General features: G+C 73.3%; 13 protein-coding genes. 8 read left to right on the top strand and 5 right to left on the bottom strand.

What is annotated here, in order from left to right; translation table 11 throughout:
• Positions 1–636, top strand: a 636-nt coding sequence (locus BU198_RS03295) for a hypothetical protein (protein WP_188295298.1), incomplete at its 5' end; no start/stop codon positions are given.
• A gap of 189 nt (positions 637–825) precedes the next feature.
• On the opposite strand, the gene BU198_RS03290 is transcribed toward BU198_RS03295, so the two are convergent.
• Together BU198_RS03290 and BU198_RS03285 are read right to left on the bottom strand one after the other, a co-directional pair.
• Positions 826–1,821, bottom strand: coding sequence for a hypothetical protein (locus BU198_RS03290; RefSeq protein WP_188295297.1), 996 nt, complete (start codon positions 1,819–1,821; stop codon positions 826–828).
• On the bottom strand, positions 1,818–2,150 hold the full coding sequence (locus tag BU198_RS03285) for a PadR family transcriptional regulator (protein WP_188295301.1): 333 nt from the start codon (positions 2,148–2,150) through the stop codon (positions 1,818–1,820). The genes BU198_RS03290 and BU198_RS03285 overlap by 4 nt, the downstream gene beginning before the upstream one ends.
• Before the next feature lie 212 nt (positions 2,151–2,362).
• Here BU198_RS03285 and BU198_RS03280 point away from each other — a divergent pair, with 212 nt between their 5' ends.
• The gene (locus tag BU198_RS03280; protein ID WP_188295296.1) at positions 2,363–2,851 is read left to right on the top strand and encodes a hypothetical protein; all 489 of its coding nucleotides are present in this window, start codon (positions 2,363–2,365) and stop codon (positions 2,849–2,851) included.
• A 37-nt stretch (positions 2,852–2,888) separates the two neighbouring features.
• Here the strand turns inward: BU198_RS03280 and BU198_RS03275 are convergent, their stop codons facing one another.
• The 3 genes from BU198_RS03275 to BU198_RS03265 all read right to left on the bottom strand — a co-directional run bounded on the left by BU198_RS03275 (position 2,889) and on the right by BU198_RS03265 (position 4,803).
• The gene (locus BU198_RS03275; protein ID WP_188295295.1) at positions 2,889–3,938 is read right to left on the bottom strand and encodes an alpha-hydroxy acid oxidase; all 1,050 of its coding nucleotides are present in this window, start codon (positions 3,936–3,938) and stop codon (positions 2,889–2,891) included.
• The gene (locus tag BU198_RS03270; protein ID WP_188295294.1) at positions 3,922–4,542 is read right to left on the bottom strand and encodes a response regulator transcription factor; all 621 of its coding nucleotides are present in this window, start codon (positions 4,540–4,542) and stop codon (positions 3,922–3,924) included. The genes BU198_RS03275 and BU198_RS03270 overlap by 17 nt, the downstream gene beginning before the upstream one ends.
• Positions 4,543–4,611: 69 nt before the next feature.
• A complete protein-coding gene (locus tag BU198_RS03265; protein WP_188295293.1) occupies positions 4,612–4,803 on the bottom strand; it encodes a hypothetical protein in 192 nt (63 codons plus the stop codon).
• A 182-nt stretch (positions 4,804–4,985) separates the two neighbouring features.
• Here BU198_RS03265 and BU198_RS03260 point away from each other — a divergent pair, with 182 nt between their 5' ends.
• The 6 genes from BU198_RS03260 (at position 4,986) to BU198_RS03235 (ending at position 12,016) form a co-directional block, all read left to right on the top strand.
• Complete coding sequence (locus tag BU198_RS03260; protein ID WP_317619939.1) at positions 4,986–5,933, top strand: helix-turn-helix domain-containing protein; 948 nt, start codon at positions 4,986–4,988, stop codon at positions 5,931–5,933.
• Between the two features lie 141 nt (positions 5,934–6,074).
• The gene (locus tag BU198_RS03255; protein ID WP_188295292.1) at positions 6,075–6,557 is read left to right on the top strand and encodes a hypothetical protein; all 483 of its coding nucleotides are present in this window, start codon (positions 6,075–6,077) and stop codon (positions 6,555–6,557) included.
• A 205-nt stretch (positions 6,558–6,762) separates the two neighbouring features.
• A complete protein-coding gene (locus BU198_RS03250) occupies positions 6,763–7,353 on the top strand; it encodes a cysteine hydrolase (RefSeq protein ID WP_188295291.1) in 591 nt (196 codons plus the stop codon).
• Positions 7,354–7,466: 113 nt separating this feature from the next.
• A complete protein-coding gene (gene hypE, locus BU198_RS03245) occupies positions 7,467–8,492 on the top strand; it encodes a hydrogenase expression/formation protein HypE (protein WP_188295290.1) in 1,026 nt (341 codons plus the stop codon).
• A gap of 16 nt (positions 8,493–8,508) precedes the next feature.
• On the top strand, positions 8,509–10,896 hold the full coding sequence (hypF, locus tag BU198_RS03240) for a carbamoyltransferase HypF (protein ID WP_188295289.1): 2,388 nt from the start codon (positions 8,509–8,511) through the stop codon (positions 10,894–10,896).
• 121 nt (positions 10,897–11,017) lie between these two features.
• Complete coding sequence (locus BU198_RS03235; RefSeq protein WP_188295288.1) at positions 11,018–12,016, top strand: NAD-dependent epimerase/dehydratase family protein; 999 nt, start codon at positions 11,018–11,020, stop codon at positions 12,014–12,016.
• Positions 12,017–12,051: the final 35 nt, after the last annotated feature.

Raw genomic sequence — 12,051 nt, 5'->3', positions numbered from 1 at the left:
GCGCGCGGCGCGGCGGCCGCCGTCGACGCCGCGCTCCGCGACGCCCACCGGCACGCCGAATCCCTGACCGGTGTCCCCGAGTGGCAGCAGGTCCGCATCGTTCGTGACGCGGTCTCCCGGCTCTGGCACACGCTCGCCGAAAGAGCCGGTGAGTCCGCCGGCCGCCTCCTCGGCGACCAGCGGGTGTCCGAGTTCCTCCGCACCGTGTCGGTCCGCGCGTGCGAGACGATCGCCCGGCTCGCCCAGCTGGCGGCCGACCGCCTCCGCCGCGACCGGGTCGCGCTGCCCAGCGCGGAGGCCCTCCTCGCACTCGGCGCGGCGGCGGGCGTCTACAGCCGGTCCGTACGGCGGTCGAACGGTCTGCCCGCGGCGGAGGCGCTGCTGGTCCTCGGCAGCGGGCCCCGGCAGGAAGAAGCCCCGACGCCGTCGGCCGCCGAGGTGGACGTCCCCGGGCTGGTGGCCATGGGGCGCGCCCTCCGGAAGCCAGGACCCGCCATCCAGCTGTCGGCCACCGCCGCACGGCTGCGCTCCGGCGGCCCCGCCCAGGGGCGGCGAGGCGCTCCGGCGGCAGAGCAACCGGCGCACCTCACCCCGGGCGTGACGGAGCAGCGAGGGCGGAAGCCGCACCAGCGCTGAGAGGGCGTCCGCTCCGCTCGGCCGGAAGGGCCGCGGTGACGCGGTGACGGGGCGGCGGAGCAGCCGCAGTTCTCCGGGGATCTTCCTCGTGGAGGCCCCACAGCGCGTCCTCGCCGGCTTCGCACGAGGCCTTCACGCCCTGCCGGCAGTTCTGCGGGCAGGGCGTGAAGGCGTGGCGGGTGCCGGGGGTCAGGGCTGCTGCGGGTCGGTCCGCGGGGAGAGCCGGCCCGCGAGGCGGACCGCGGCGAGGACGACCGAGTACCCGACGGTGAACAGCAGCACCGGGAACAGGACGGCGGTCGGGTTCATGACGGTGTGGCCCACCAGCGTGGGGGTGATCAGGGGTGGCACGGCCAGGACGGCCGCGGTCAGGGCCGCGGAGCGGACCGTGCGGGTGGTGCAGGCGACGGCCGCGCCGGTGACCACGGGGGCGGCGAGGTGGAACACGGTGCGGAAGGCCGTCCCCCCGCCGGTGCCGTGGGTCAGGGCGAGGAGGACGTCCGAGGCCGCGAGCGTGAACACGACCGCCCACGGGACGGCGGAGCGGGGTCGGGTGGTGCGGTCCGGCGGGGCGATCAGCAGCACGAGGGCGTTGAGGGCGAACAGCGCGGCGTCGGCGCCGCCGAGACCGTAGGTGAGCGGGATGTGCACGCCGGGCAGTTCGGGGCGGACGAGGAGGCCGGGCAGTGGTGCCAGGACGACGGTGGCCGCCGCCAGGGCCCTGGCGGCGGTCCATCGGCCGGCCAGGGCCGTGACGGCCATCAGCGCCGCCGGGACGAGCAGCGCCAGCGCGGCGACGAGTGATCCGACGCGTGCCCCGCTGTCCGGGTCGGTGGCTGCCCGCACGGCCCACCAGAGGTGCACGGCGGCGTAGCTGCCGGCCAGTGCCGCGGCGAGCGGGGCCGCGGTGGCCAGGGCCAGGCCCGTCGGCCGGTGGGAGACCAGGCCGAACCGGGCCCGGGCTCCGTGCCCCGCCACATCGGCGACCTCGCGCAGCCCGGCGAGCGGGTTCGCGGTGCGGACGCGGCGCTCGGCGTGGTCGGCGACCTCCGCCAGCGCGTGGGCGCCGTAGGAGGCCGGGTAGAGGGCGAGGGCGCCGCGCAGCAGACGGGCCGTCAGACGGGCCGTCAGACGGGCCGTCAGACGGGCGGGCTGATGGTCGTGGTGGTTCCGGGGCGGGATCATGCCAGGCCTCCCGCGAGCTTGGTCCGGGTGACGGCGAGGCGCCGGTCGGCCTCACGGAGGGCGGCCCGCAGCCGCTCGCTCTCGTCCGTGAGGGCCTGGGTGCCGGTCGGAGTGAGGGCGAAGACGCGGCGGGGGCGCCCGTGGACCGTCTCCTCCCGTTCGACCCGGATCAGGCCTTCGGCGAGCAGCCGGTCCAGGGTCCCGTACAGGGTGCCGGCGCCGAGCTGTACCCGGCCGTCGGAGATCGCGGCGACCTCGTCGCCGAGGGCGTAGCCGTGCCGGGGCTGGTCGGCGAGGGCGGTGAGCAGCAGGAAGGTGGGCTCCTGCATGGAGCGTTTCTTCGTCACGACCGCCACAATAGTACGGTGACCGTAGTATCTGGCAAGGGCGGGTGCGCTCAGGGGCGCCGGACGGCGCCGTGTGGGGAACGGCAGGGTGGCGAGGTGATGATGACGGTCCGAAGTGTCGGGTCGGTGGGCGCCAGGCGGGGAGCGGCCTGCGAGCGCTGCCGTCGCGTACGGCGCCTGCGTAGGATCGCGGCATGCCCGCCGACGAACGCATGACCAGGTCCTCGCTCTCCGACCGGGTCCGGCCGATCTCCGCCCCCCGGCCGATGCCGCTCCTGCCGGACCGGGTCTGGTCGGATGCGGACTGGGAGCGCATTCAGCTCGGCTACTGCGCCCGGGACATGGACGAGAAGTGGATCGTCTTCACCGAGGGGAACGTCGTCTTCCTGCACCGGAGCTGGACGGGCCACGGGATCTTCCAAGCGACCTTCGCTCCGGCGGACGGAGGTGGCCGACGGATCACGGCAGCGGTGGTGGAACGCAACCGGAAGCGCTACAGGGGTGACGACGAGTACAACCGCCTGATGCTGGAATGGTTGATCAGCGGGATCGTGCTGGGCGAGCCGGCCCAGGAACTCAAGACGGAGATGGGGGAGTTGATGCGGAAGGCGCCGGAAGGGCGCCGGGTGTCGCAGTTGCTCTCACTGGGCCGGCGCCATGCGGTGCCGTGGCGTCGGAAGTAGTGGAGGCGGCCGATCCGCAGGCGGTGTGACCTCGCTGTCAGGCGTCGCGGCGGGGTGCCAGCAGGTCCGCGGTGACCTCGCGCAGGTCGCGGGCGCCGGCCAGGGCCATGGCCTCGGCCAGCTCCGCGCGGCGTGCCGTGAGGAGGTCCCGGACGGAGGTGCTGCCCCCGGTGGCGAGTGCCCAGAGGACCGGTCGGCCGATCAGGACGGCCCGGGCGCCCAGGGCGAGGGCGGTGAGGACGTCGATCCCCGAGCGGATGCCTCCGTCGACCAGGACCGGTACGTCGTCGCCGACTTCGGCGGCGACCGGCGGCAGCGCGGCCGCGGAGGAGAGGGCGCGGTCGAGCTGCCGGCCGCCGTGGTTGGAGACGATGATCCCCGCCGCGCCGGCCCGGACGCAGGACCGGGCGTCGTCGGGGCGCAGCACGCCCTTGACCACGACGGGCAGGCCGGAGACCTGCTTCAGCTCCCCGATGATGTCGAAGCCGATGGACGGATCCTGCTCCCGGTCCGGTGAGCGGGTGCCGGGTGCCATCGCGCGCGTTCGCAGGTCTCCGTCGGCGAGCGGGAGCGGGTGGCTCCGCCTGGCCTTCCGCGCGACGACGGGAGCGTCGACGGTCAGGACGAGCGCACTCGCTCCGGCGCGGACGGCCCGTTCCACCTGGCTGAACGTCAGGTCGCGGTCGCGCAGGACGTAGACCTGGTACCACCAGGCGCCGGCGGCCGCGGCGACCTCCTCGATCGGGCGCGTCGTCCGGGACGAGAGCACGAGCAGGGAGCCGGCGGCGGCGGCCCCGGCGGCGGTGGCGGTTTCGCCGGAGGGGTGCGCCATCGTGTGGAACGCCGTCGGTGCGAGCAGGACGGGGAGCGAGAGCCGGCTGCCGAGCAGGTCGAGGCCGGTGTCGACCGCGGAGACGTCCCTGAGGATCCGGGGGAGGAGGCGGTGCGTCCGCCAGGACTGTTCGGCTTCGCGGAGGGTCACCTCGCCGGCGGCGCCGGTCGCGTAGAAGTCGTAGGCGCCCGGGTCCAGCCGGGCGCGGGCCGATCGCTCGTCCTCGTCCGGGGCGGCGTTATCGGACTCGTGCATCCGGAGCTCCTGGTGACGGGTGTCGTCCGGCCGGTTCCGCGGTGTCCTGCGGCAGGCAGGCTAGCATCTGGATCCGCCTCCAGTGGTCCGCCCAGTGGTCGGCGGCCGCGGCCGGAACGCCGCAGGCGCGGACGATGGTGATGACGCGTTCCAGCGGCGGCAGGCGGTTGTGGCGGACGTCGAGGGACCGGGCGAGGGTGCTGCGGGGGAGTCCGGTCCGTCGTTCCAGCCGGCGCAGCGAGGGCTCCCCCACCCAGGCCTTCAGGAGGCGCAGCTGTCTGACGAACTCGGCGGGCGTGGTGGCGGTCGCCGGGTCGGGGGCGGAGGGTGCGCCGGCCGCGCCGGGCACTCCCGGGTGGGGGAGGTGCGGGCCGGGCCGGTGCTCGGTCGGCAGGGACCGTTCGGGGGCGAGGGCGAGCAGGGCGAGCTGGGTGCGGTTGGCCGAGCCGGTCTTGGCGCGGATGCGGCGCAGGTAGGTCTCCACGGTGTGGGGGCTGATGTGGAGGCGCCGGGCGATCGCACCGTAGGTGAGTCCCTGGGCGAGGTGTTCCAGGACTTCGACTTCGCGGGCGGAGAGGGTGGCGGGCTGCGTCGGTGGGGTCATCGTGCCCTCCTGGTCGGTCGAGCCATGGGTTCCGGTTCGGTCAAGCCATGGGTGAACGCGGCTGGACGGTCACTTGTCGCAGGCTGGGCCACAGGGGGCGAGGCCGCCCCAGGAGGTGTCGGCGAGGACCGTGTACGGCGGCGCCGTGGACGCTCCTCCGGCGTCCGCGGCCGCGTTGCCGAGTGCGGTGCCCAGGAGGAGCAGTGTGCAGGTGAGGGTGGTGGTGCCGAGCAGTCTGGCGGTGGTGGAGATGCGCTTCACGGAAGTCCCCTCGGGGTGCGCTGACGAAGCCGGTGTGCGCTTGGCGGCGAGCTTTTCACCGGCTTGTTGTCTAGACCATGATGAAGACGCCTCATCAAACTGCATGGCACCAAAGGGAACGGGGGACGATCGTGGGCAATCCGGCTGAATCCGACTTACCGGCAGATCCTTTGGACGCGCGGGTGTACCAGTGGGTCCTGGTGCACCGCCGGGTGGACCCCGAATCCGTCGCCGCGGCCCTGGGTGTTCCCGTGGAGAGCGCCGTGGCCGCGCTGCGGCGGCTCGGTGAACTGTGTCTGATCTCGCCCCTCCCCACCGGGGCGGGGGCAGGCTACGCGATCCCCCCTGAGGTGGCGATGGCGCAGCTGGCCGCGCCGGGCGAGGACCGGATCCGCAGGGAGGAGGAGTGGATCGCCGACCGGCGCGTCCTGCTGTCCGGCTTCATGCCGTACTACTACGGCGTCGACCGGCACCGGGGCGTCGGCGTCGAGGTCCTCACCAGCCTCGCGGAGGTGCGGTCGGCGCTGAACCACGCCGCCGACCGGTGTCGTACGGAGGTGCTGGCCAGTCAGCCCGGCGGGGGGAGCCGGAGCCCGGAGGCCATGCGGGAGGCGCTCGTCCGGGACCGGGCCCTGCTCGGGCGCGGCATCAGGATGCGTACGCTCTACCACCACACGGCCCGCTTCAACGGCCCGAGCCAGGCGTACGTCGAGGCCGCCTCGTGCCTGGGCGGCCAGTACCGGACGAGCCACGAACTGTTCGGACGCCTGATCGTCTTCGACCGGCAGCTGGCCTTCGTCCCGGCCTCCGACGACTCCTGGGGCTCGGTGGCCGTCCGGCAGCCGTGGCTGGTCGCCTACCTCTGCGAGATCTTCGAGCAGACCTGGGACCGGGCCCGGCCCTTCGCCGTCGCCGCCGCCGAAGGCCTGGAGAAGGTCGCCCAGGACATCGACCGCACCATCGTCGAACTCCTCGCGGCCGGCCTCAAGGACGAGGCCATCGCCCGGCGCCTCGGCATGTCGCTGCGCACGGCCCGCCGTCACATCGCCGACATCATGCAGCAGTTGGGCGTCGAGAGCCGGTTCCAGGCGGGCGTGGCCGCGGTGCGGGCGGGGCTGTTGCCCGACTGAGAGCGGGTGCGTCCACGAGGCCCCGGGGGCCGGCCCACCGGCCGCCCGGGGACCGGAACCACTTGACTGCCCTGACGCGTGACGGACGCCCACCATGTAGGACTCGGAGGAATCGTCCTCCGGGCTCGAAAGGGGCTGACCATGCACTGGGGACCGGAAGAGCCGCACGAGGGCGGCTTCCTGGAGGAACTCGCGAGGTTCGTCTCGGCACGGGACGGGAGCGGACCGGCGGTCCTGTGGCCGGAGTGCGATCCGGCATCCGTGGGCGGCGTCCCGGCGCTGGACCTGGGCTCGGTCCTGGCGGACGGGCTCGCCGGGCTCCTCGGCCGGGCCGTCGTCAGGCTGGCGGCCGGACCGCCCACCGGCACGTTCACCCAGCTGGCCTTGGAGCAGGACGAGTTGGTGGTGCTGCAGGAGTCCGGGGCCAGCGGCGTCGAGGTGGCCCCGGGCGGGGAACCCGACCCGGCGGACACGACCGGGGACCGCGGGAAGCCGCTCGTGCTGCGGCTGCTCCGGGGTGAGGTGCTCTACCTTCCGCCCGGGTCCCGTGCGGTCCTGCGCCACGAACCCGGTACCCGCCATGTCCTGCTGCGGATCGCCGTCCGCCCGGCCGAGGCGCGATGACGCCTTCGGGACCGGTGGGGAAGGACCTGTCCTCGGGGGTGTCCAGGGCCGTCCAGGCCTGTCCCGATCGGTAGCCGGGAATGGGGGGTTCCCCTCATTCTCAAGGAGTCGGCACCGGGCGATCCGCCCGCCGGGACCCAAGAGTCCGCTGCCGCCCCCTCCCGCCTCCCGCTTCACCAGCCGCTCATCCGGACAAGGAGCCTCCATGGGCAAGATCGCCGTGCTCACCAACGACCTGCAGAGCGACGTCACCACCCTGACCGCCGAACGCACCGCGGTGATGGCCGCCGCGCAGCCCGGCTTCACCGGGTTCCTGGACGAGATGCGCAAGCGCGGCCACGTCGTCTACCACCTCCAGCTGATCAACCTGCCCGACGACCCGAATGCGAACCGCCGGGCCGACGGAACCCTTCCGCTCCAGCGCGGTACCGAGGGGGCGGCCATCCTCCCCGCCTTCCTCGCCGAGGGCGACGTGGTCGTCGAGAAGACCAAGGACAGCGGCTTCTACGAGACCGAGATGCACGACCTGCTCCAGGCGGCCGGCGTCGACACCGTGCTGGTGACCGGGCTCCAGACGCAGATCTGTGTGCAGACCACCGCCGCCGACGCCTTCTTCCGCGGCTACAACGTCTGGGTGGCCTCCGACTGCGTGGTCTCCGACAACGCCGCGGACCGCGACCGTTCGCTCACCTGGCTGAGCGGGTACTGCGCCACCGTCGCGGACTCGCAGGAGGTCCTGGACACCCTGGACACCAAGGGCGAGCTCCCGCGCAGGATCCCCAAGACCCTTCCGTAACGGTCCTTCCCGTCGTCCGACGGAACCCGGCGCCGGGCGCCGTTCCCGACCCGCCGCCCACGGCGCCGGGTTCCGTGATCCCCACCCCCGTACCGGAAAGGCAGGACGTGCAGATGGCAAGCGCGGTGAGCGGCCCCGACGAGGTCCTTCTCGACCACGGCAGCGGCGCCAAGCTCAGTCACGAGCTGATCTCCCTGATCGTCGACACCCTCGGCGACGTGTACATCGGCGAGATGGAGGACAGCGCGATGCTGTCGATCCCCGCCGGGCGCATCGCGATGACCACGGACTCGTTCGTGGTGGACCCGCCGTTCTTCGGCAACGGCGACATCGGCAAGATCTCGGTCTGCGGCACGGTCAACGACCTCGCCGTGGTCGGCGCGCGCCCGCTCTACCTCACCCTCGGGCTGATCCTGGAGACGGGCCTGCCGATCCCGCGCCTGGTCCGGGTGCTCACCTCGATCCGCGAGGTGGCGCGCGAGGCCGGGGTCCAGATCGTCTGCGGCGACACCAAGGTCGTCCGCAAGGGCGAGGCCGACCAGATCTACATCAACACCGCGGGTGTCGGCGTCTTCGAGCGGGAGCCGCTGCGCATGCGGGACGTCCGGGCCGGCGACCGGGTGATCCTCAGCGGACCGATCGGCAACCACACGGTCCACCTGCTGTCGATCCGTGAGGGGCTGGGCTTCGAGCAGCGCGTGCTCAGCGACTGCGCGCCGCTGAACGGACTCCTGGACGGACTGCTGTCCACGGTCGGCGCGGGGGCGGTGCACTCGGTCCGCGACGTCACCCGGGGCGGCCTGGCCGCCGTCCTGCACGAGTACGCCGGCTCGTCCGGGCTCACGATCCGCGTCGAACAGGACAGCCTCCCCGTCCAGTTCGAGACGGTGATGGCCACGGACATGCTGGGCATCAACGCGATCCACTCCGCGAACGAGGGGTGCCTGTGCCTGTTCGTCGACCCCGCGGCGGAGGAGGAGGTGCTGGCGGCGCTGCGCTCGCACAGGTACGGCGCGGAGGCGGTCACGATCGGCGAGGTCACCCAGGACGCCGAGCCGGTCGTCCTGATGCGCGGCCCGGACGGCCGGGACTCCGTGGTCGAGGAGCTCGAAGGCTCCGAGCTGCCGCGTCTGTGCTGAACGGGGAGACGAGGAGATGACGACGAACAGCGAGGCGAACGAGCGGCGGCGCATCCGCGTCCGCGGCGTGGTCCAGGGCGTGGGCTACCGGCCCTTCGTCTACAAGCTCGCACTGAAGCACGACCTGACGGGCTGGGTGCTCAACGACCCGGAGGGCGTCCTGATCGAGGTCGCCGGCCGGGCCGGACAGGTGCACCGGTTCACCGAGGCCCTGAGCGCCGAGGCGCCGCCGCAGGCGCGGGTGACGGACGTCCGGGTCGAACAGCTGGGCTCCGACGCGGTGAGGGCGGAGGCCTTCGTCATCCGGGAGTCCCGGCACGGCGGCGTCCGCAGCACCATCGTCCCCGCCGACTCCTACGTCTGCGACGACTGCCTCGCCGAACTCCGCGACCCCGCGGACCGGCGCCACGGCTACCCCTTCGTCAACTGCACCAACTGCGGCCCGCGGTACTCGATCATCCGGGACCTGCCCTACGACCGGGCGGCCACCAGCATGGCCGGCTTCACCATGTGCCCGCCCTGCGCCGCCGAGTACCGGGACCCCCTGGACCGGCGCTACCACGCCCAGCCCAACGCCTGCCCCGACTGCGGCCCCCGGCTGCTGCTCGCGGGCCCCGGGGGGACGTCGGCCGGTGGGGCAGCGGCCGGTGGGGCATCGGCAGGGGTGACGTCGGCCGAGGGCGCGGCGGCGCTCACCGGCGCGCTGGCCGCGCTCGCCGAGGGCCGGATCGTCGCGGTCAAGAGCATCGGCGGGTTCCACCTCGCGGTGGACGCCCGCGACGCCGAGGCGGTCGCCCGGCTGCGGACCCGCAAGCGGCGCGACTCCAAGCCGTTCGCGGTGATGGCCCGTGACCTGGACACCGTCTCGTCCTTCGCCGAGGTCCGCCCGCCCGAGGCCGAGCTGCTGCTCTCGCCCGCCCGCCCGATCGTCCTGCTCCGCAAGCGGGGGCGGGGCCTGCCGGACCAGGTCGCCCCACGCAACCCCAACCTCGGGGTGATGCTTCCCTCCGCGCCGCTGCACCACCTGCTGGTCGGTCGGGCCGGCCCGGACGCGCTGGTCATGACCAGCGGGAACATCTCGGGCTACCCCATCGTGTACCGCAACGAGGACGCGCTGGAGCAACTCCTGGACGTCGCCGACCTGATCCTCTACAACGACCGCGACATCGAGGTCAGGGTCGACGACTCGATCGTCCGGTACTCCGAGCACGCCCGGCTCGGCGCCCCACTGGTCAGTTTCATCCGCCGGGCCCGCGGCTACGCGCCGTACCCGGTGGAGGTGGGCACCGACCTGGCTCCGCTGGTCGCCTACGGAGCCGAGCTGAAGACCACCGTCGCGTTGAGCAGCGGCTCCCGCGTCTACGTCAGCCAGCACATCGGCGACATCAAGAACGACGAGACCTTCGGTGCGCACCAGGCGGCCGTCCGGCACCTCGCGACCCTGCACGACCTCCACCCGCGGCACGCCGCCGTCGACCTGCACCCCCAGTTCCGCGCGACGCGCTTCGCGTCCGAGCGGCAGGGGGACACCTTCGAGCGGGTCGTCCAGGTACAGCACCACCACGCGCACATGGCGTCCTGCATGGCGGAGAACCGCCTCGCCGGCCGGACGATCGGCGTGATCTTCGACGGCACCGGCTACGGCCTGGACGGCACCATCTGGGGCGGCGAGATCCTGGTCGGTGACCTCCGCCAGGCCGAACGGGTCGCACACCTGCGGACCCTGCCGCTCCTGGGCGGCGACCGGGCGGTCACCGAACCGATCAGGACGGGCTTCGCCCTCGCCCTGGACGCGTTCGGCGACCCGGCCGCGGCGGTCGCGGCGTTCCCGGTGCTGGAGACCCTCGACGACCGGCAGCGCCACGTCTTCGCCACCATGGCCAGGCGCGGCGTCAACTCCCCGCCCGCCTCCAGCATGGGCCGGCTGTTCGACGCCGTGGCCGCACTGCTCGCCCTCACCACGCACGCCGAGTACGAGGCGCAGGGCCCCATCGAGCTGGAGGGGCTGCTCGGGCGGGACTTCACCATGGCGCGGCCCGAGGAGCGCTACCGCTTCGGCGCGACGCCCCGGGACGGTGTGACGGAGATCGATCCCCGCCCGATGGTCCGGGCGCTCGCCGTCGATCTGGCGGCCGGCCTGGACACCGCCGCCATCAGCCGTCGCTTCCACTCGGCCGTGGTCGACATGGTCGTCGAGCGCTGCCGGGCGCTGGGCGAGGTCGGCACCCGGCAGCTCGTCCTGTCCGGCGGCGTCTTCCTCAACGAGTTCCTACTGGTCAACTGCCTGGTGGAGCTGCGCGAGGCGGGGTTCGACGCGTACTGCCAGCAGCAGGTGCCGACCAACGACGGCGGCATCTCCCTGGGCCAGATCGTGGTGGCCGACGCCCGGCTGGCGGGGGCGTGAACGCGCCCGACCGCCTTCGGCCGGCGGACCAGCCGCCGACATCCACCTTCGACCGTGCGCGCCCGGCTGCCGCGGCCTCCCTCCGGGAGCGCGGACGGGCAGAGCGAGGAGAGAACGAGCAATGCAGAGGTACCTGATCACGGGAGGGCGCGGGTACATCGGGTCGGTGCTGGCCCGCAGACTCGCCCGCTCCGGAGCGGAAGTGGTCGTGGTCGACAACGGCATGGTCGGCGGCCCGGAACTCGACCTGCCCGGCATCGCCTACGTCGACGGCGACGTCCGCGACACCGGTTCCTGGGAGAAGGCCCTGGAGGGCGTGGACGCGGTCGTGCACCTGGCGGCCATCGTGGGAGACCCCGCCTGCGGCGTCGACCCGGACACGGCCTGGGAGGTCAACTACCGGGGCACCATCCAGGTGGCCGAGGCCTGCCGGCGGGCCGACGTGCGGTCCCTGGTCTTCGCGTCGACCTGTAGCAACTACGGGGTCACCGGCGACCGGGAGGTCGACGCCTGGTCGCCGCTGGCACCCCAGTCGGTCTACGCCGAGTCCAAGGTGATGGCCGAGCACTACCTGCTCTCGCTGCCGCACGACATGCTCTCCTCCCGCCTGCTGCGCTTCGCCACCATCCACGGCCTCTCGCCCCGCATGCGGTTCGACCTCGCCGTCAACGTCATGACGGCGAACGCCGTCGCACGCGGTGCCGTCACCGTGCACGGCGGTACCCAGTGGCGCCCGTTCCTGCACGTCGAGGACGCGGCCTCGGCCGTACAGCTCACCCTCGGCGATGTCCGGCGGATCGGCACCACCGTCCACAACTGCGGTTCCCGCGAGGAGAACTACCGGATGGACGCCGTCGGCGACCTGATCGCCGAGGAGGTGCCCGGCACCGGGGTGGAGATCCGCAAGGAGCAGACGGACCCGCGCAACTACCGGGTGAACTTCGATCCGATCGCCCGGGAGCTGGGATTCAGCCCGAGCCTGCGGGTGGTCGACACGGTGCGCCACATCCGGGACGCCATGCGCGACGGCGAGTTCGCCGACTTCGGCGCCGCCCGGTACAGCAACCACCAGATCGCGGTCGCCCGGCGCGAGGGGTCCGTCCGGACGCGGGCGCTCTGACCGGGCGCCCGCGTCCGGATGCCGTGACCGGACGC

Source organism: Streptomyces sp. CBMA156 (assembly GCF_014596515.1).
GTDB lineage: Bacteria > Actinomycetota > Actinomycetes > Streptomycetales > Streptomycetaceae > Kitasatospora.
Note: the sequence above shows the minus strand (reverse complement) of the source record. Positions and strands in the feature narration are given on the sequence as shown.

Excerpts from the sequence above, each read along its gene's own strand:
- BU198_RS03235 (WP_188295288.1), top strand. The coding sequence starts at position 11,018 with ATGCAGAGGTACCTGATCACGGGAGGGCGCGGGTACATCGGGTCGGTG.
- BU198_RS03275 (WP_188295295.1), bottom strand. The coding sequence starts at position 3,938 with ATGCACGAGTCCGATAACGCCGCCCCGGACGAGGACGAGCGATCGGCC.
- hypF (WP_188295289.1), top strand. The coding sequence starts at position 8,509 with ATGACGACGAACAGCGAGGCGAACGAGCGGCGGCGCATCCGCGTCCGC.
- BU198_RS03255 (WP_188295292.1), top strand. The coding sequence starts at position 6,075 with ATGCACTGGGGACCGGAAGAGCCGCACGAGGGCGGCTTCCTGGAGGAA.
- BU198_RS03270 (WP_188295294.1), bottom strand. The coding sequence starts at position 4,542 with ATGACCCCACCGACGCAGCCCGCCACCCTCTCCGCCCGCGAAGTCGAA.
- BU198_RS03290 (WP_188295297.1), bottom strand. The coding sequence starts at position 1,821 with ATGATCCCGCCCCGGAACCACCACGACCATCAGCCCGCCCGTCTGACG.
- BU198_RS03250 (WP_188295291.1), top strand. The coding sequence starts at position 6,763 with ATGGGCAAGATCGCCGTGCTCACCAACGACCTGCAGAGCGACGTCACC.
- BU198_RS03285 (WP_188295301.1), bottom strand. The coding sequence starts at position 2,150 with ATGCAGGAGCCCACCTTCCTGCTGCTCACCGCCCTCGCCGACCAGCCC.
- BU198_RS03280 (WP_188295296.1), top strand. The coding sequence starts at position 2,363 with ATGCCCGCCGACGAACGCATGACCAGGTCCTCGCTCTCCGACCGGGTC.
- hypE (WP_188295290.1), top strand. The coding sequence starts at position 7,467 with ATGGCAAGCGCGGTGAGCGGCCCCGACGAGGTCCTTCTCGACCACGGC.